Source organism: Paractinoplanes ovalisporus (assembly GCF_016834655.1).
GTDB classification, from domain to species: Bacteria; Actinomycetota; Actinomycetes; order Mycobacteriales; family Micromonosporaceae; genus Actinoplanes; species Actinoplanes ovalisporus.
The window spans coordinates 19,272-36,183 of the sequence record NZ_JAENHP010000037.1 but is presented as its reverse complement, the minus strand read 5'-3'; the positions used below and the strand labels follow the sequence as shown (position 1 = coordinate 36,183).

At 69.8% G+C, this 16,912-nt stretch carries 18 protein-coding genes; 11 read left to right on the top strand and 7 right to left on the bottom strand.

The window, feature by feature from the left end; genetic code table 11:
• Positions 1 to 77 precede the first annotated feature (77 nt).
• The 4 genes from ettA to JIG36_RS49460 all read left to right on the top strand — a co-directional run bounded on the left by ettA (position 78) and on the right by JIG36_RS49460 (position 3,552).
• The gene (gene ettA / locus JIG36_RS49475) at positions 78 to 1,754 is read left to right on the top strand and encodes an energy-dependent translational throttle protein EttA (protein ID WP_184953255.1); all 1,677 of its coding nucleotides are present in this window, start codon (positions 78 to 80) and stop codon (positions 1,752 to 1,754) included.
• Positions 1,747 to 2,160, top strand: a complete 414-nt coding sequence (locus JIG36_RS49470) for an acyl-CoA thioesterase (protein WP_203383903.1) — start codon at positions 1,747 to 1,749, stop codon at positions 2,158 to 2,160. Before ettA ends, JIG36_RS49470 begins: the two co-directional genes overlap by 8 nt.
• 16 nt (positions 2,161 to 2,176) lie before the next feature.
• Positions 2,177 to 2,836 (top strand): DUF8185 domain-containing protein, encoded by a 660-nt coding sequence (locus JIG36_RS49465; protein WP_203383902.1) that lies wholly within the window; start codon positions 2,177 to 2,179, stop codon positions 2,834 to 2,836.
• Positions 2,837 to 2,967: 131 nt separating this feature from the next.
• A complete protein-coding gene (locus tag JIG36_RS49460; protein WP_203383901.1) occupies positions 2,968 to 3,552 on the top strand; it encodes a type III secretion system chaperone family protein in 585 nt (194 codons plus the stop codon).
• 285 nt (positions 3,553 to 3,837) lie between these two features.
• Here the strand turns inward: JIG36_RS49460 and JIG36_RS49455 are convergent, their stop codons facing one another.
• The 4 genes from JIG36_RS49455 to JIG36_RS49440 all read right to left on the bottom strand — a co-directional run bounded on the left by JIG36_RS49455 (position 3,838) and on the right by JIG36_RS49440 (position 8,267).
• The gene (locus JIG36_RS49455) at positions 3,838 to 5,094 is read right to left on the bottom strand and encodes a PKD domain containing protein (RefSeq protein WP_203383900.1); all 1,257 of its coding nucleotides are present in this window, start codon (positions 5,092 to 5,094) and stop codon (positions 3,838 to 3,840) included.
• Between the two features lie 88 nt (positions 5,095 to 5,182).
• Positions 5,183 to 5,620, bottom strand: a complete 438-nt coding sequence (locus tag JIG36_RS49450; protein WP_236050041.1) for a globin — start codon at positions 5,618 to 5,620, stop codon at positions 5,183 to 5,185.
• Positions 5,617 to 6,987, bottom strand: coding sequence for an MFS transporter (locus tag JIG36_RS49445; RefSeq protein WP_203383898.1), 1,371 nt, complete (start codon positions 6,985 to 6,987; stop codon positions 5,617 to 5,619). Before JIG36_RS49445 ends, JIG36_RS49450 begins: the two co-directional genes overlap by 4 nt.
• A 209-nt stretch (positions 6,988 to 7,196) precedes the next feature.
• A complete protein-coding gene (locus JIG36_RS49440) occupies positions 7,197 to 8,267 on the bottom strand; it encodes a mechanosensitive ion channel family protein (protein WP_438870817.1) in 1,071 nt (356 codons plus the stop codon).
• Between the two features lie 214 nt (positions 8,268 to 8,481).
• On the opposite strand from JIG36_RS49440, the gene JIG36_RS49435 reads away from it, so the two are divergent.
• The gene (locus JIG36_RS49435) at positions 8,482 to 9,030 is read left to right on the top strand and encodes an HNH endonuclease (RefSeq protein ID WP_203383897.1); all 549 of its coding nucleotides are present in this window, start codon (positions 8,482 to 8,484) and stop codon (positions 9,028 to 9,030) included.
• Positions 9,031 to 9,033: 3 nt separating this feature from the next.
• Here the strand turns inward: JIG36_RS49435 and JIG36_RS49430 are convergent, their stop codons facing one another.
• Together JIG36_RS49430 and JIG36_RS49425 are read right to left on the bottom strand one after the other, a co-directional pair.
• Positions 9,034 to 9,837: a class F sortase gene (locus JIG36_RS49430; RefSeq protein ID WP_307873237.1), complete on the bottom strand. Its 804-nt coding sequence runs from the start codon at positions 9,835 to 9,837 to the stop codon at positions 9,034 to 9,036.
• Between the two features lie 31 nt (positions 9,838 to 9,868).
• Positions 9,869 to 10,372, bottom strand: a complete 504-nt coding sequence (locus JIG36_RS49425) for a hypothetical protein (RefSeq protein ID WP_203383895.1) — start codon at positions 10,370 to 10,372, stop codon at positions 9,869 to 9,871.
• Between the two features lie 205 nt (positions 10,373 to 10,577).
• Here JIG36_RS49425 and ctaJ point away from each other — a divergent pair, with 205 nt between their 5' ends.
• The 3 genes from ctaJ (at position 10,578) to JIG36_RS49410 (ending at position 12,087) form a co-directional block, all read left to right on the top strand.
• Positions 10,578 to 10,916, top strand: coding sequence for an aa3-type cytochrome oxidase subunit CtaJ (gene ctaJ, locus JIG36_RS49420; protein ID WP_307873236.1), 339 nt, complete (start codon positions 10,578 to 10,580; stop codon positions 10,914 to 10,916).
• Between the two features lie 64 nt (positions 10,917 to 10,980).
• Complete coding sequence (locus tag JIG36_RS49415; RefSeq protein ID WP_307873239.1) at positions 10,981 to 11,361, top strand: DUF5130 family protein; 381 nt, start codon at positions 10,981 to 10,983, stop codon at positions 11,359 to 11,361.
• A 159-nt stretch (positions 11,362 to 11,520) separates the two neighbouring features.
• A complete protein-coding gene (locus JIG36_RS49410) occupies positions 11,521 to 12,087 on the top strand; it encodes a Uma2 family endonuclease (RefSeq protein WP_236050036.1) in 567 nt (188 codons plus the stop codon).
• Here JIG36_RS49410 and pepN read toward each other — a convergent pair.
• Entirely contained in the window at positions 12,084 to 14,642 is a 2,559-nt protein-coding gene (pepN, locus tag JIG36_RS49405; RefSeq protein WP_203383893.1) for an aminopeptidase N, read from the bottom strand. The genes JIG36_RS49410 and pepN overlap by 4 nt on opposite strands.
• Before the next feature lie 128 nt (positions 14,643 to 14,770).
• Here pepN and JIG36_RS49400 point away from each other — a divergent pair, with 128 nt between their 5' ends.
• The 3 genes from JIG36_RS49400 to JIG36_RS49390 all read left to right on the top strand — a co-directional run bounded on the left by JIG36_RS49400 (position 14,771) and on the right by JIG36_RS49390 (position 16,910).
• On the top strand, positions 14,771 to 15,400 hold the full coding sequence (locus tag JIG36_RS49400; RefSeq protein WP_203383892.1) for a DsbA family protein: 630 nt from the start codon (positions 14,771 to 14,773) through the stop codon (positions 15,398 to 15,400).
• Between the two features lie 90 nt (positions 15,401 to 15,490).
• Positions 15,491 to 15,703, top strand: coding sequence for a hypothetical protein (locus JIG36_RS49395; protein ID WP_203383891.1), 213 nt, complete (start codon positions 15,491 to 15,493; stop codon positions 15,701 to 15,703).
• A 10-nt stretch (positions 15,704 to 15,713) separates the two neighbouring features.
• On the top strand, positions 15,714 to 16,910 hold the full coding sequence (locus tag JIG36_RS49390) for a DUF1015 family protein (protein ID WP_203383890.1): 1,197 nt from the start codon (positions 15,714 to 15,716) through the stop codon (positions 16,908 to 16,910).
• Positions 16,911 to 16,912 lie beyond the last annotated feature (2 nt).

Here is a 16,912-nt window from a genome sequence, read left to right as displayed (position 1 = left end):
GGCGACCTGGAAAGATTGGGTCTGCATTCTGCGGTTCATCCGGCACGAAATCATCGATCACGGAGGTAGGGCGCACCGTGGCCCAGTTCATCTACGTCCTGGAAAAGGCGCGCAAAGCGCACGGCGACAAGGTCGTGCTCGACAACGTGACGCTGAACTTCCTGCCGGGCGCCAAGATCGGCGTTGTCGGTCCCAACGGCGCCGGCAAGTCGACACTGCTCAAGGTCATGGCCGGCGTCGAGACGCTGAGCAACGGCGAGGCCCGGCTCATGCCCGGCTACACCGTCGGCATGCTCGCGCAGGAGCCCCCTCTGAACGAGGAGAAGACCGTCCTCGGCAACATCGAGGAGGCCGTCGCCGAGACCAAGGCGAAGCTCGACCGGTTCAACAAGATCGCCGAAGAGATGGCGACCGACTACACCGACGAGCTCATGGAAGAGATGGGCAAGCTCCAGGAGGAGCTCGACAACGTCAACGCCTGGGACCTCGACTCCCAGCTCGAACTGGCGATGGACGCGCTGCGCTGCCCGCCGCCGGACGCCGACGTCACCCAGCTCTCCGGTGGTGAGCGCCGCCGGGTCGCGCTCTGCAAGCTGCTGCTCGAGGCGCCCGACCTGCTGCTGCTCGACGAGCCCACCAACCACCTGGACGCCGAGAGCGTGCACTGGCTGGAGCAGCACCTCGCCAAGTACGCGGGCACCGTCATCGCCATCACCCACGACCGGTACTTCCTCGACAACGTGGCCAACTGGATCCTCGAGCTGGACCGCGGGCGGACATACCCGTACGAGGGCAACTACTCGACCTATCTGGACAAGAAGGCCCAGCGTCTGGCCGTCGAGGGTCGCAAGGACGCCAAGCTCAAGCGGCGCCTCACCGAGGAGCTGGAGTGGGTGCGGTCCAACGCGAAGGCCCGGCAGACCAAGAGCAAGGCCCGCCTCGACCGTTACGAGGAGATGGCCAGCGAGGCCGAGAAGACCCGCAAGCTCGACTTCGAAGAGATCCAGATCCCGCCGGGCCCGCGCCTGGGCAACACGGTGATCGAGACCAAGGATCTGACCAAGGGCTTCGACGGCCGCACGCTCATCGACCACCTGTCGTTCTCGTTGCCCCGCAACGGCATCGTCGGCATCATCGGCCCCAACGGCGTCGGCAAGACCACGCTGTTCAAGACCATCGTCGGGCTGGAGAAGCCGGACGAGGGCACCGTGCGGGTCGGTGAGACGGTCCAGCTGTCGTACGTGGACCAGAGCCGTGAGGGCCTGATGGGTGACCAGACGGTGTGGGAGGTCGTCTCCGACGGTCTCGACCACCTGATGGTCGGCAAGGTCGAGATGCCGTCCCGGGCGTACGTGGCGGCGTTCGGCTTCAAGGGCCCCGACCAGCAGAAGCCGGTCAAGGTGCTCTCCGGTGGTGAGCGCAACCGCCTCAACCTCGCGCTGACGCTGAAGATCGGCGGCAACGTGATCCTGCTCGACGAGCCGACTAACGACCTCGACGTCGAGACCCTGGGCAGCCTGGAGAACGCGCTGCTCGAGTTCCCGGGCTGCGCCGTGGTCATCTCCCACGACCGGATGTTCCTCGACCGGGTCGCCACCCACATGCTCGCGTGGGAGGGCACCGACGAGGACCCCGACAAGTGGTTCTGGTTCGAGGGCAACTTCGAGGCGTACGAGAAGAACAAGATCGACCGGCTCGGCGCCGAGGCTGCCCGCCCGCACCGCGTGACCTACCGCAAGCTCACACGTGACTGAGCGTTTCATCCACAACGTGCCCGTACGGTGGTCCGACATGGACGCGTACGGGCACGTCAACAACGCGCGTTTCCTCACCCTGTACGAGGAGGCGCGTGTTGCCATGTTCTTCATCGGCGCGCGTGAGCACGGGCTGGGGTCGTTCGAGGAGGGCATCGTCATCGCCCGCCACGAGATCGACTACCTGCGTCCGATCGACTACGGAGATCCCGTACGCGTGGAGATGTGGGTCTCGGAGCAGCGCGCGGCGAGCTTCACCGTCGCGTACGAGATGTTCGACAACGACGTGCTGGCCAGCCGGGCCCGATCTGTCTGCGTGCCCTACAACCTGGCCAACGGGCATCCGCGCCGGCTCAGCGAGGCCGAGCGTGACTTCCTGCGGCCCTACCTCGAGGTGACCCCATGACGCCGCGCGGTCGGTCATGAGTTCCCACGGCCTGGTCGGGGTGCCCGATGCGGGCGCGTTCCTGGCCCGGCTGACACGGCTCGACCCCACTGCTCCCGTACGCCTGAGGACCGTCGGCGGGCGAGTGGCGCTCTGGGGTCGTCTGCCGTGGGAGGTGCTCGTCACCCGCGAGGTGGCCGGGCACGGGCCCGAGGACGCCACGGTCTCGGCCGGCGAGCTGCTGGCGGTGCTGGCCCGGGGCGGCGACGAACTGCCGGTCCGGCGCGACGCCCAATGGCGCTGGCCGTTGCCGCCGCCCGGCGGGGAGACCGTCGAAAGTGTCTCGGGGGCCGAACTGAGCCGCCTGGCCGACGCCGCGGCGGGCACGCTGCGTGAGGTTTCGTCGGGCGGGCTCGCCGGGCGCTCGGTGGGCCAGCGCGCCGTCCGCGACGCCCTGCTCGACCACGTGGCGCTGGTGGCGACCCCGGCCGGAGGGCGTTCGGTCGAGGTTTCGCAGCGACTCGTTCAGGCGATCTCGCGCATGGGATTCCTCGGTCCGGTGGAGACTGAAGGACCGGACACCCGAATTCGTGTGGCCGGAACCTGGGTGGGACTTTCTGCACCATATGGAGTGGCGTGGCTACAGTCGGTCAAGAAATTGACCGTTATGCCTATAGGTAGTCACCCGAAAGGGTGATGCCCGGTCGTACGACCGGTCCCGCCCTCCGGTTGGGGGGATGACCTCCGCGACCGGTACGGGTACCGTCGCCATTCGGATCCACTCGCTACGTCCGGCGGTGGGTTCGCTGGGGAGTGAGGTGCACAAAGATGCCGTGGTGGTCATGGCGTCCGGGTTCGGCCGCGGGCAACGCGCCGGAGACCGACGAGGATTCGACGGTGCGGAGCAGCACGGTACGTGTCGGAGTCCCGGCGCAACGTGAGCCGAGCCGGCTGCCGGTTCCGGTCGAGTCCGCCGCGACCGAGGAGCCCGAGGTTGTCGCTCCGGTGACGCTCACGCGCATCGGCAAGGCGCTCGATCTGCTCGACATCCGTTTCCTGGCCGACGGCGGCGGGAGCCTGCTGGCCATGTGGGAACGGCACGCGGTGCTGTTCACCCTCGAGGGCCCCGACGACGAGATCCTGGTCATGCGCGCCCGCCCCCACGCCACGGTCCCGCCCGACTGGGCCGACCGCGCCTACCGCGTGGTCAACGAGTGGAACCACACGCGCCGCTTCTGCAAGGCCTACGTAGGCGACCCCACAGAGCGAGGCCAGCTCCCCATCTACGCCGAACTGCAGGTCCCCCTGGCCGCCGGCTGCCACGACGCCCTCCTGGCAGAGCTCCTGGACTGCGGCGCCGCGGTCGCCACCAGTTTCGTCGACTGGCTGCACGACGAAGGCGCCCTCCTCTAAAGCCCGGCCCTCCGGCCCTTCGGCCCTTCCGAGCCGCCCTACCGGGCGCCGGACGGAGAGAGCGCGTCGGATAACACCCGCAATTGCCGCCGGTGAGTTGGCAAGCGATTTGCCGACGCCCGCGGGGTTTGCGGGTGGCGGGAAATCGCCTGCCAACTCACCGGTTACAAGGCAATTGCCGGCGGAGCGAAGCGGAGCCCAGAAAGACAGTTGCGTTTCGGAAGCGCCCCAAACCAAACGGCCCCCAAACCGAGGTGTCGGGGGCCGTTCTGCATCGGCAATGAGCTAGCTCATGGGGAACATGCCGACGCGGCCGTGGAACTCCTTGCCCAGCTCGTCGGTGTCGGAACCGACCAGCAGACCTTGGGGGACGGCCACAAAAACCCGGACCCCGACACCACGCTTGCGGGTCGGGTTCCACGACAGGGCCCGCCCGGTCGACGAACTGACCGCCCCGATGCCCGGTCTCGACACCGCGCCCGGCCCCGGCCCCTTCGCGTCGGTGCCGTACGGGTTGTCGAAGTAACGCTGGTGCCCACCGAGGTACACGGCCGAGCCGGTCACTGCCACCGCATAGAGCGAGTCACCCCCGGTGCGCTGCACCCAGGTCGGGTTGTGCCGGCCGCTGCCGCCCGCCTCGAAGCGCGCCGCCGAGTCGCAGAGCCGGTCCGGCGAGGACGCCCGCCCGGTCGCCGCGACCACGAAGTAGGAGCCGTCGGGCGAGAACTTCACCTGGCGCAGGTAGGTGTCGAACCCCTTCATGCACTGCGGCTTGTACGCGTCGGTGTACCAGCTGCTCAGCTGGGCCGTGGGCCCGGACACGTCGAACATGGCGATCTGCGTGCGGTCGTACCCGCTGGCGCGCAGCAACGCCCCGACCGCGACCAGCTTGCGGCCGTCGGGGGAGATGTCGAAGTGCTCGACCCGGGTGCGGCTCAGCCCGGGCGCGGTCAGCTTGGTGTCGAAGCGGGTGTCGACGGCCCCCGTTGTTGCGCTCAGGCGGGCCAGGCCGGCCCGGTTCACCCCGTTGATCGCCTGGAACGTCCCGGCCGCGTACAGGCGGGAACCGCGCGCCTGCAGCGCCCGGACGTCGCCCCAGCCGATTTTGGCGGCGAAGGCGCTGACGCGCTGACCGCCGAGCGTGAGCTTGGTGACGCCGCGCTGGGTGGCGCCGTTGACGGTCTTGAAGGCGCCCCCGGCGTAGACCGTGCCGTCGGGGCCGGCCGCGAGCGAGTAGACCGCGCCGTCGACCTGCGGGGCGAACGTGCGGATGGCGCCGTCGTGCAGGTCGAACGCGAAGAGGTTCTTGCGCGCGAAGGTCGACCGGCGGGTGCTGTCGGTGACCTTGGTGAAGGCACCGCCGACGACCACGGTGTCGCCGACCACAGCCATCGACCACACCGTTCCGTCGAGAACGTGGGGTGTGTAGTCCACGGGGTTGGTCGACACCACGGTGGAGTGGGCCATGTCGGCCGCGGCGGGGTGCGCGCACGCCACAGCGGCGGCAACGACGGTAGCGGCGGCGAGCAGGCGGCGGCGCATGGCGGAGCTCCTGGTCGTAATACCCGAATTCTCAGGTGATCAGCGGGTTTGTCACCCGATCAACGACCAAGACGCACGTGGGGGAACGTCAGGAGGGCTCCTCCATCTTGTTGACCATGAAGTACGCGGCCCTTTCCAGGTATGTCCACAGCTCGTCGTGCAGCGGCTGAGGCAGTGAAAGGGAGTCGACCGCGTCTCGCATGTGCTTGAGCCAGGCATCACGCGCGGCCACGTCGACCTGGAACGGCGCGTGCCGCATGCGCAGCCGGGGGTGCCCGCGGGAGGCCGAGTATGTGTTCGGGCCACCCCAGTACTGCATGAGGAACAGCGTCAGCCGGTCGGCCGCCGGGCCGAGGTCTTCCTCGGGATACATCGGCCGGAGCAGCGGGTCTTCGGCGACGCCCTCGTAGAACTTGTCGACGAGGCGCCGGAAGGTCGGCTCGCCGCCCACGGCGTCGAAGAAACTAGCGGGTGCGGTCACCTGTCCATCCTGCCAGCCGCGCGCCCGGCCGACCGCCGCGGTCAGGGCCGCTCGGGTGTGACGCTGGTCGTCGCCACGGTGGGCCGGGGCGGCGGGGCCGGGGTCGGCGGCTGCCCCAGCGCGGCCGCCTCGGTGGCGGCCGTGAACGTGGCCGGGCGGGGCCACCGGTAGGCCAGCAGCCCCAGCGCGACCGTGCCGCCCACGCTCCAGAGCCCGACCACCAGCGGCAGCCAGTAGTGGTCGGCCAGCAGGCCGGTGACCATCACCGCGGCGAACTGGCTGAGCTGCAGGCCGGTCTGCATCACGCCGTAGGCCCGGGCGCGGTAGCCGTGCGGCAGGATCAGCACGAACTTGCCGTTGAGGGTGGGCATGACGCCGCCCTGGGCGATGCCCGAGATCGCCACCAGGACGGCGACGATCGGCGGCGGGGGCGCGGTGACCGCCGGCACCAGGGCGAGCGCCGACAGCACGGCGAGCGGGCGCACCAGGCGGTCGCGCAGGGCGGGCCCGGCGAGCCGGTTGATCAGCAGGCCGCCGATCACGAACCCGATCGGCCCGGCCGCCATGATCAGGCCCTGGTTGAGACCGCGGGCGGCCGCGTCGCCGTTGCTCTCGGCGGCCCAGGCGGCGGCCAGGCCCTCGGGCACGATCGCGAACATCGTGAGGACGAACACCATGATCGCGATGGCGCGCAGCGTGGGGGCGCCGAACACCAGCCGGAATCCCTCGGCCGACTCGTGCAGCAGATGGGTGCGGTGGGCCCGGGTGTGCGCCGGCGGCCGGGGCTGCACCATGGTGACGATCAGCGCGGCCGAGACGGCGAACGTGACCAGGTCGATGACGAGCGCCACCTGCGGGTTGATGGCGCTGGCCAGGGCCGCCCCGGCGAGATAGCCGAAGACCTGGGCGGCCTGCACGCTTGTCGTGTTGGTGGCGATGGCGATCGGCAGCTTGTCCCGGCCCACCACGAGCGGCTGGAGCGCCGACCGGGCGGCCTGGGTGGGCGGCGTGCCGAGGCTGGCCAGGAAGACGATCAGCAACATGACCGGTATCGGCGTGTGCGGGATCAGCAGCAGCGCGATGAGGACCATGCGGTACACGTCGGCCGTGATCAGAACCCGGCGGTACGGGTACCGCTCGGCCAGGGCGGAGAGCAGGGTCCCGCCGATGATCCAGGGAAGGTAGCTGACCGCGAACGCCGCCGCCGAGAGCAGGACGGACTGGCTCTGCTCATAGACGAGGATGGTGATGGCGGCCCGGGCGAGATAGTCGCCGACCCAGTTGGTGACCAGGGAGATGTAGAGGGCCCGGTATTCACGGATGGCAAACAGGTCGCGAAAAGTAACCGCCTTCTCGCGCTCCGTAGTCGCGTCGGCGTCGCCCGCCTTACGCGCATCCGGGTCCTCGGACACCAGGTCCTCCATCGATGTCGGCGTTCCGCCGGGTCGCGGCGGTCACCGGGCACGCCCGCGCGGGGTGTCGGCCCGACGGGAACGTGATGCCGCATGTGCAAATGCTCAAGCGGATTCTGCCCGATCGTCCGAGCCGATGCTAGGGCGTACGGGCGGATAGTCGGCCATTCGGTCGAGGCCGGACATCCCCCGGAAGGACTAACGCCTGCTCAGGCCGTTCCACCCCGGGTCTGATCGATTCCGGAATTCTGGAAGTACATGGGCGGCACCGCGCCGCGGGGCAGCAATCGAGAGGCGGCGATGCGCTCGGAGAGCCCGGAGGTCTCCAGCGACTCGGTCAGGGCGCGGCGAAGGTCGCGCTGCACCGGGATCTGACCGTCGGCCGTCGTCTTCGCGATCGTCCGGATCACCGCGCCGTCGACGGTCAGCTGCTCGACGCCCACCACGTCGGGCGGCTCGAGGAAGTCGGTCTGGTGCTCGGACTGGCTCGCCACCGCCTCGGCGGCGTTCCGCAGCACCGCGATCGCCTCCTCCGAGCTGACGAAGCCGATCGGGATGTCGATCACCACCATGGCCCAGCCCTGGCTCTTGTTGCCGACCCGCACGATCTCGCCGTTGCGGATGTACCAGAGCACGCCGCGGCCGTCGCGGATCTGGGTGATGCGCAGGCCGACCGTCTCGACCACGCCGGTCGCCTCGCCCACGTCCACCGTGTCCCCGACGCCGTACTGGTCCTCCAGCAGCATGAACAGGCCCGCGATCAGATCCTTGACCAGGCTCTGGGCGCCGAAGCCGAGCGCCACACCGACGATGCCGGCGCTGGCCAGCAGCGGGCCCAGGTTGAAGCCGAGCTCGCCGAAGACCAGCAGGAACGCCATCGTGAAGACGACCGCGCTGACGAAGCTGCGCAGCACCGACCCGATCGCCTCGGCCCGCTGCCGCCGGCGCTCCGGGATGAACTGGCCCTCCTCGGCGTTCGCCGACACCCGCTCCTTCAGCGGTTTGAGGAGGGCGGGCATCGAGGCCCGGCTGGTGCTGTGGGTGAGGCGGTCGATGGCCCGGTGGATCAGCCAGCGGATGAGCAGCGCGACCAGGATGATGCCGATGATCCGCAGCGGCTTCACGATGATCACGTAGCTGCTGTTGGCCAGCCACTGGTTGTTCGTCCAGTCGAAAACCTGCTGGCAGAGCGCGTCGACCTTGCAGTTCGCCGTGACGTCGGGAGTGACGTAGATGTCGGGCGAGTCGGACGGTCCGGGATTCGGGGCTAGGGGTAACACGGGGAGCCACCGTACCGGGCGAACCTGGGCCGGCTCTCAGCCACCGCACAGCGCTGTGACCTCAGACGTTTACCGTCCGGCCACGGATTGTGCTCGCAATTTGGTGATTCATCAGGGACTATTGGCGCACGAGGCATCGTCGTCGACGTCTCGTTATCTGACTACGGACTTCATCAGGAGCGGTGACAAGCACCTACACCGGAGGGTGATCGCGATGCCTGACATACGACCCACAGTGGGCTCATCCGCGTTGGTTCTGAACGCCACCTACGAGCCGCTGTGCGTCGTATCGGTGCGTCGAGCGACCATCCTCGTCCTGACGGCCAAGGCCGAGTGTGTCTCCGACGGTGACGGCATTCTGCACAGCGTGCACACCAACCTCCCCGTCCCTTCGGTGGTCCGCCTCACGCGGTACGTGAAGGTCCCGTACCGGACGCATGTGGGTCTTTCCCGCCGTGCGATCTTCGCCCGTGACGGCGGCCGCTGCGCCTACTGCCGTGGTTCGGCCGAGACCATCGACCACGTGTTCCCCCGCAGCCGAGGCGGCCTGCACGCCTGGGACAACGTGGTGGCGGCCTGCGCCAAGTGCAACCACAGCAAGGGCGACAAGACCCCGGCCGAGCTCGGGTGGCGGCTCCACCAGATACCGGCGGCGCCCCGGGGGGTGGCCTGGCGCGTGCTCGGACACCGCACGCCCGACCCCCGTTGGGCTGACTGGCTCGACCTACCCGCCGCCCCGGCTGTCACAGCCGAGGCGGCGTAATTTTTATGCTCGCCTGGTCGAGACCAGCGAGGCGAAGACGATGATGTTGTCGGAATAGCCGGTGCTGCCTCCGACCCAGCGCCCGCCGCAGGTCATGAGCCGCAGCGACGGCCGCGTGTAGTCGCTGTAGACGCGCTGCACCGGCAGCTTGCCCTTGTCGAAGTGCTCGACGGAGTTCACTTCGAACACCGCCACCGAGTTGTCGGCCCGGGTCACCTCGATGCGCTGCCCGGGTTTGAGCTTCGGGAGCTGTTTGAAGACCGAGGGTCCCGTACGCGTGTCCGCGTGCCCCACGATCAGAGCCGGCCCGAACTGACCCGGCGTGGGCCCGCCGTCGAACCAGCCGGCCTCGTTGTGCCGCTTCAGGGGCGGAACGCCGACCGAACCGTCGGAGGCCAGACCCACCTCGAGGATCGGCGCCTGCACGTTGATGGCCGGGATGCTCAGCCGCTCGGGCCGGCTCGGCTCCAGCACCGGGAACGCGCGCGGCGGCGGCTGGTTCTTCTCGGGACCGTTGAACAGGCCGCCGAGGTCGATGGTGGTGGCCGCCCCGATCCCCATGGCCACCACGAACAGCCCGAGGAAGAGCAGGGCGAGCGCGATGAACCCGATCGGCCACGGCTTGCGGCCGCGCATCGGCCGGGGCGGGGTCTTGGGCCGCGGGCCGGGGTCCACGGTGCGAAAGGGGTGGCGTCCTTGCGGGGCCTGCGGCGGGGGAAGGGGCCCGGTGATGACGCCGGGGGGTGGAGCGACGATCTGCGCCGGCCGCTTGCGCAGCACCGACTCGGGCATGCGGGACCCGGTCACGGGGGGTGTCGGTCGGCGGGCCATCCGGGCCTCAGCCGAGCCGCCGGCGGCGCAGCGAGACCGCGCCCAGTCCGATGGCCGCCGCCACGATGGCGAGGCCGCTGCCGATCAGCAGGGGAGCGTTGCGCCCGGGGGCGGTGCCGCCGGCCCCGGTGGCCGGGCCGCGGGCGGGTTGCACCTTGGCCACCACGTGCAGGGTGGCCGACGCGGTCTTGCCGTCGGGGCACCTGAGGTCGACCCGGTAGTCGCCGGGGCGGGTGCTGCCCGGCACCTCGGCGGTCGCGGTGAGGAAACCGAACCGCGGGGCCACCGTGACCGTGCCGAAGAGCCCGGAGGCGACCGTCGCCGCCTTGAGATTGTCGTCACAGGAGGCCCGCAGCCCGACGTCGTCGCCGGCCGGGACCGTGCTCGGGCTGAGTTCGAGGAAGATGGCCGCGCGGGCGGCCGCGGCGGGCTGGGCTACGAGGATCGGGGCGAACAGGACGGATAACCCTAAAGCGAGCGCCGCCGGGGCGGCGGGGACGGGCAGGCGCATCGGTTCCCCCTCCTGCCGTTCGCGGGCGCGTGGGCACGAACGGCGCGTGAGGGTGATTTTCGCATTCCCGGGCCCATTCCGCGAAGATCCCGACGGCGTGAGCCCATCCAACCACCCCGGCCGCCACCCCTGAACCGGACTGAAGGCATTCCTTGATACCCCGGTTCGAGACCCGACGCTCCGGGACGCCGAGCGCTCCGCTACCGTGACTGTTGTTCGGATCAACTGGGATTACAGACGCCTGGGGGCGTTGAGGTTGTCGATATCAATCACCGTTCTGGTTTACGTGGTCATTCCGGCCGCCGTCATCGGGCTCATCGCCGCGCTGTCGATGGCGGGCACCCGTGACGAGAAGCAGCCGGATCGCCGATACCGTCCCGGCCGTCCTTACGACTTCAAGCCGATCTGGTTCCTGGCGGCGCCGGAGCAGGTCGTCGGCGGCGGGCCCGCCCAGCCGGCACTGACCGGCGGCCCGGTGCTGGAGGACAGCAGCGGCGCCCGCGTCAAGCCCGGTTCCACAGGAGGCGCAAGTGACAGCTGGTGACCTGGCCCAGCAGGGTGGGCATGAGCAGCCCCTGACCGAGCTCGACCATCCGGGCGGCGACACGATCGTGGCCCACAACCACGCCGCCGACGGCCCGTTCACGACGCGTCAGCTGCTGCGGCTCGACCACGCGCTGCGCATCGCGAACACCGAGACCGGGCTGACGTTCAGCGTCTACATCGGCGAGTTCGAGACGCCGGCCCGCAACTTCGCCGAGAAGCTGCACGGCCAGATCGAGCACGCCGAGCTGGCCGTCCTGATCGCGGTCTCGCCCAACCAGCGCAAGCTCGAGATCATCACGGGCAACGAGGCCCGCAAGCGCATCTCCGACCGTGACGCGAAGCTGGCCGGCCTGTCGATGGCGGCCGCTTTCGCGGGCGGCGACCTGGCCGGTGGTGTGGTCGCCGGTATCGACCAGCTGGCCTCGCACGCCGGTCGCGCATAGTCAGATCAAGGACAAAGCCCTCGCCCGCCACCGGTGGGACGAGGGCTTTTGTCGTCTGCGCGGAGCGCGCCGGAACTCGTGTCCGCGCCGAAACCCGGCGGTAACAACTGTGTGTGGATAGGCTCGTACCCCTCGGTGATGGAGGTGGTCCGGTTGGTGATGACGAGTCCGGCTTCTTACGCCCCGATCCGGTGGACGGCGCCCGAGGGGCAGTGGACCGAGCCCGACCTTCATCTCTTCCCGCAGGACGGCCACCGTTACGAGATCGTCGACGGCAGCCTGCACGTCGCCCCGCCCGAGCCCGAGTCGCACGAGACGATCGTCCGCGCGGTGGTCGAGCAGCTGCGCGCGGCCGCGCCCGAGGGCTGGTGGGTCTGCGACCGGCTCGGCGTCGAGATCGGCGACAGCAACCTCGTGCCCGACGTCACCGTGCTGCGCCCGCGCTCGTCCGGGGCGATCTGGTGCGACCCGGCCGACGTGGCCCTCGTGGTCGAGGTCGAGACGACGGCCACGCGCCGCTTCGACCGTCTTCTCAAGCCGTCCCTGTACGCCGAGGCCGGCATCCCCTGGTACTGGCGCGTCGAGCCCGGCCGGGGCACCCCGCTGCTGCGCACGTACGAGCTGGGGGCCGCCCGCTACCGGTCCCGGCAGAGCATCGAGGGCGCCGAGCCGGTCAAGCTCGACGCCCCCTATCCCGTCCGGGTCACCCCGGCGGCGTGGATCTAGCCGGCGCTCTTGTCCTTGGCGCGGGCCTTGATCGCGCGGAGCACGCCGTCGCGGCCCTCGGCGACCAGCCGGCGCAGTGAGGCCGGCTGGCCCTCACGAGCCAGCCACGCGTCGGTCAGCGCCACCGTCTTCTCGCTGATCTGATAGACCGGGTAGCCCATCATCACGAACTCCTGCGCGGGCTCGCTGTCCGAGCGCTCCCACACGTCGGCGACTACGTCGAAGTACTTCTCGGCGTAGGGCGCGGTCAGCTCGGCCTGCTTGGCGCTCTGGAAGCCGCTGAGCAGCGACCGGTTGAGCCAGTTGGGCACGTCCTTCTCGCCGGTCAGGTCGGCCCACACGCGGGCCTTGTTCTCGGCCGTGGGGATCAGCGCGCGGGCGATCGCCGCCTCCCGCTCGCCGCTCGCGGTGCGGTCCGAGTTGAGCTCGTTCTCGATCTCGTCGTCGGTCGTCGCGCCCAATGACGCCAGCGACTGCAGCAGCGACCAGCGCAGCTCGGTGTCGACCACGAGACCCTCGGGCACACCCTCGCCGGCCAGCCAGCCGCGCAGCACGGCCTGCTCGTCGGGGGTGCGGGCGGCGCCGATGAACGAGCGGGCCCAGGTGAGCTGCCAGCCGCTGCCCGGTTCGGCCGAGGCCAGCGAGGTGCGGGCCAGCTCGGCCAGCCGGGCCCAGCCGGTGTCCTGCCAGGCCGGGTCGGCGTACTGGGCGACGGCGGTGGCCGCCTGCCGGGCGGTCCAGGTGGTGAGGTTGATGTCGGTCTCGGCCGGCAGACCCGAGCAGACCAGCGTCACGTAGTCGCGGGCGGCCAGCTCGGCGTCGCGCAGCATGTCCCAGGCGGCGTTCCAGCACAGCGCGCGGGACAGCGACGAGTCGAGGCCGTCGATGTGGCGCACCACGGTGGCCATCGAACGCTCGTCCAGCCGCAGTTTCGCGTACGAGAGGTCGTCGTCGTTGAGCAGCAGCACGTCGGCCGCCTTGACGCCGGCCAGCGCGGGGATCTCGGTGCGCTCGCCGGTGACGTCGATCTCGAGCAGGTCGCGCCGCACCAGACGGTCGCCCTCGAGGTCGTAGAGGCCGACGCCGATGCGGTGGGTGCGCAGCGTCGGATAGTCGGCCGGGGCCTCCTGCTGCACGACCACGCTCGCGTACGTGCCGTCGGGGCCGATCTCGACGACCGGGCGCAGCGTGTTGACCTGCGCCGTCTCGAGCCACTGGGCGGCGAACTTGCGCAGCTCGCGGCCGGACGCCGTCTCGAGCTCGGTGAGCAGGTCGTCGAAGGTGGCGTTGCCCCAGGCGTGCTTGCCGAAATAGGCGCGCAGGCCGGTGAGGAAGGAGTCGAGACCCACGTACGCGACGAGCTGCTTGATCACGCTGGCGCCCTTGGCGTACGTGATGCCGTCGAAGTTGACCTCCACCGCCTCGAGGTCGGGCATCTCCGTGTAGACCGGGTGCGTCGAGGACAGCTGGTCCTGGCGGTAACCCCAGCTCTTGCGTACGGAAAGGAAGGTCGTCCAGGCGTCGGTGAAGCGCGTGGCGTGCGTGTTGCACCAGTGGCTGGCCCACTCGGCGAACGACTCGTTCAGCCACAGGTCGTTCCACCAGCGCATGGTCACGAGGTCGCCGAACCACATGTGGGCCATCTCGTGCAGGATCGTGTTGGCGCGCTGCTCGTACTCGAAGTCGGTGACCTGCGAGCGGTAGATGTAGTGCGCCTCGGCGTGCGTCACGCAGCCGAAGTTCTCCATCGCGCCGGCGTTGAAGTCGGGCACCCACAGCTGGTCGTACTTGGGCAGCGGGTAGCGCACGCCGAACTGCTCGTGGAAGAAGTCGAAGCCCTGCTTGGTGACCAGGAACAGGTCGTCGGGGTCGAGGTATTGCGCCATCGACGCGCGGCAGAAGACGCCGAGCGAGATGCCGTCGTGGGAGTCGCGTACCTCGTGGTAGGGCCCGGCACAGATCGCGGTGATGTAGGTGCTCATCCGGGCCGACGTCTGGAAGTGCACGGTCTTCGCACCCGGGCCCGCGGCCTCGTCGCGCTCGGCCGGCATGTTGGAGATGACCTTCCAGTGCTTCGGGACGGTCGCGTGCCAGGTGTAGACGCTCTTGAGGTCGGGCTGGTCGAAACACGCGTACACGCGCTGGGCGTCCGCGGTCTCGAACTGGCTGTAGAGATAGATCTCCTTGTCGACCGGGTCGGGGCTGCGCTGCAGGCCCTGCCCGCTCGCCGAGTAGGCGAAGTCGGCGTCGACCACCAGTTCGTTCTCGGCGGCCAGCCCGGTCAGGGTCAGGCCCTTCTCGGCCGAGAAACCGGCCAGGTCGAGCGGCTCGCCGTTCAGCGTCGCCGACCGCACCGAGGCCGCCGCGGTCTCGATGAAGGTCTCCGCCCCGGGCTCACGGCAGGTGAACGTCACGACCGTGGTGGAGCGGAACGTGCCGTCGCCGGGATTGCCGTGGCCGTCGGTCAGATCCAAGGTGATGTCGTACCCGGTGACATCCAGCAGGCGGGCCCGCTCGGCCGCCTCCACCTGGGTCAAATTTCGAACTCCGGCCACAGTCACTCTCCTCTGAGCGCACAAGCTTTCCTCCGCCAGCCTAGGCGGCGTCCGGGTGTCGCACCTCACCCGGAGTGGACTCGGCCCTCACCGGGCACGAGATAGTTGCCGGGAGGAGTATCTGATTCATGACTGAACGCGCCACGGTCGACATGTGGTTCGACCCCGCCTGTCCGTGGGCCTGGATCACCTCACGCTGGCTGCTCGAGGTCGAGAAGGTGCGCCCTCTCGACATCCGGTTCAACGTGATGAGCCTGTCCGTCCTCAACCAGGGTCGCGACCTGCCCGACGACTACACGAGCTTCCTGGCCAAGGCGTGGGGGCCCGTACGGGTCTGCATCGCCGCCGCCGAGGCCGCCGGTCCACCGGTGCTCCGCGACCTCTACACCGCCCTCGGCACCCGCATTCATCTGCGGAAGTACGAGTTCGGCCCGCAGCTCTACACCGAGGCGCTGACCGAGGTGGGCCTCGACCCGGCGCTGGCCGACGCGGCCGGCAGCAACGCCTGGGACGACGCGCTGCGGGGCAGCCACGACGCCGGGATGAAGCCGGTCGGCATGGACGTCGGCACCCCGGTCATCCACGCCCCGGGCCCCGGCGGCGACGACGAGAAGATCGCCTTCTTCGGCCCGGTGGTCACCCCGGCGCCCAAGGGTGAGGCCGCGGGCCGGCTCTGGGACGGCGTGATGCTGGTCGCCGGAACCCCCGGCTTCTTCGAGATCAAGCGCACACGTGACATCGGTCCCATATTTGACTGAACCTTCGGTGTCACGCCGAAAGCGCTAACCCCGGCCTCCGTCGTCTCGTTGGATGAGGTGATGCACACCTCATCCAACGCGGAGGCTGAAATGGCGGACTCCGACGCCGTCGCCCCGTCCAGCTTCGCGGTCCACCGCGGCGACTGGACCAATCTTCCGGCCGAGCTGGCGGCGCTGGTCGCGCCCCCGGTGACGGTTCAGGCCGTCCCGTTCGAACGTCCGATCGGAAGCTGGCGCCGGGGTCAGCTGGCCAGGTCACGCGGCAACATGCCCGTCGGCAAGCACGTTCGGGCCGCCCGGTAGTTTCGACCCCATGACGGTCGTGCACCCGATCAGCCGGGCCTGGGTCACCACTGGTGGCACCGGCGCCCAGAACTACGACGAATTCGCCGACGACGCCGAAATCACGTCCATCATCGCCGACAATCCGCATAGTTCTCTCGCGATCGAGATGCCGCATCTGGCTCCCGATTCTCTCGGCCAGTCCTTTCCGCAGTCGCTGCCCGACGCGGTGGCCCGGCTCGCACTGATGCGGGCCGAGGGGCTCTACACCCCGGCCGACGACGTGGTCGTGCTCTACCGGATCACCGCGCCCGGCGAGCCCGCGGCGTACGGGCTCTGGAGCATGGTCGACACCGACCAGATCTCCACCAGCGCCGACGAGCCCGGTCTGGTGATCCGCAACGAGGACGTGTTCCTCGAGAAGGTCCGCGAGCGCGTGGCCCTGGCCGAGGCGGTGGCGACGCTGCTGTCGCCCGTCCTGCTGCTGCAGACCGCCCGGGGCGACGAACTGCACGTGGCCCTGGCCGCCGCGACCGAGCAGGCCGGCCCGCCCGCCGCCACCGACACCGACCAGACCGGCCGCACCCACGCCATCTGGGTCGTCGGCCCGGGTCCGCTCCAGACCGAGCTGACCGGGCTGGCCGGCGGCGGCGAACTGGTCGTGGCCGACGGCAACCATCGCAGCCTGGCCGCGCAGACCGCCGGCCTGCCCCGCTTCCTGGCCGTCGTCACCACGCCGGCCTCGGTCGCCATCCAGCCCTACAACCGGCTGGTCAGCGAGCTGCCGCTCCCGCTCGGCGACCTGCTGGCCCGGCTGCGCGCGGCCGGTGCCACGGTCACCGAGGTGCCGCGGCCGGCGCAGATCCCGAGCAAGGGCACGGTCGAGCTCTATGCCGAGGGCCGCTCGTTCACGGTCGGGCTGCCGGTCAACCCCAGCCTGCCCGACGTCGACAACCTCGACCACGCGCTGGTCGAGCGGGTCCTGCTGCGCGACGTGCTGGGTCTCGACCCGGGCGACAAGCGGATCAACTACGTCGGCGGCGACTACCCGGCCGAGTGGTTGCGGGGCGAGGTCGACGCCGAGCGGTCCGAGCTGGCCGTGCTGGTCGCGCCGGTGACCGTGGACGATTTCGTCCGGGTGAACCTGGAACGGCAGAAGCTGCCGCGCAAGAGCACGTGGTTCACGCCCAAGGCGCGTGGCGGTCTCGTCCTCGCCCAGCTCGACTGAGC

What these genes read in the sequence shown, in the direction of transcription:
- JIG36_RS49465 (WP_203383902.1), top strand. Translation starts at nt 2,177, where the DNA reads ATGAGTTCCCACGGCCTGGTCGGGGTGCCCGATGCGGGCGCGTTCCTG.
- JIG36_RS49460 (WP_203383901.1), top strand. Translation starts at nt 2,968, where the DNA reads ATGCCGTGGTGGTCATGGCGTCCGGGTTCGGCCGCGGGCAACGCGCCG.
- JIG36_RS49455 (WP_203383900.1), bottom strand. Translation starts at nt 5,094, where the DNA reads ATGCGCCGCCGCCTGCTCGCCGCCGCTACCGTCGTTGCCGCCGCTGTG.
- JIG36_RS49435 (WP_203383897.1), top strand. Translation starts at nt 8,482, where the DNA reads ATGCCTGACATACGACCCACAGTGGGCTCATCCGCGTTGGTTCTGAAC.
- JIG36_RS49425 (WP_203383895.1), bottom strand. Translation starts at nt 10,372, where the DNA reads ATGCGCCTGCCCGTCCCCGCCGCCCCGGCGGCGCTCGCTTTAGGGTTA.
- JIG36_RS49410 (WP_236050036.1), top strand. Translation starts at nt 11,521, where the DNA reads ATGACGAGTCCGGCTTCTTACGCCCCGATCCGGTGGACGGCGCCCGAG.
- JIG36_RS49400 (WP_203383892.1), top strand. Translation starts at nt 14,771, where the DNA reads ATGACTGAACGCGCCACGGTCGACATGTGGTTCGACCCCGCCTGTCCG.
- JIG36_RS49395 (WP_203383891.1), top strand. Translation starts at nt 15,491, where the DNA reads ATGGCGGACTCCGACGCCGTCGCCCCGTCCAGCTTCGCGGTCCACCGC.
- JIG36_RS49390 (WP_203383890.1), top strand. Translation starts at nt 15,714, where the DNA reads ATGACGGTCGTGCACCCGATCAGCCGGGCCTGGGTCACCACTGGTGGC.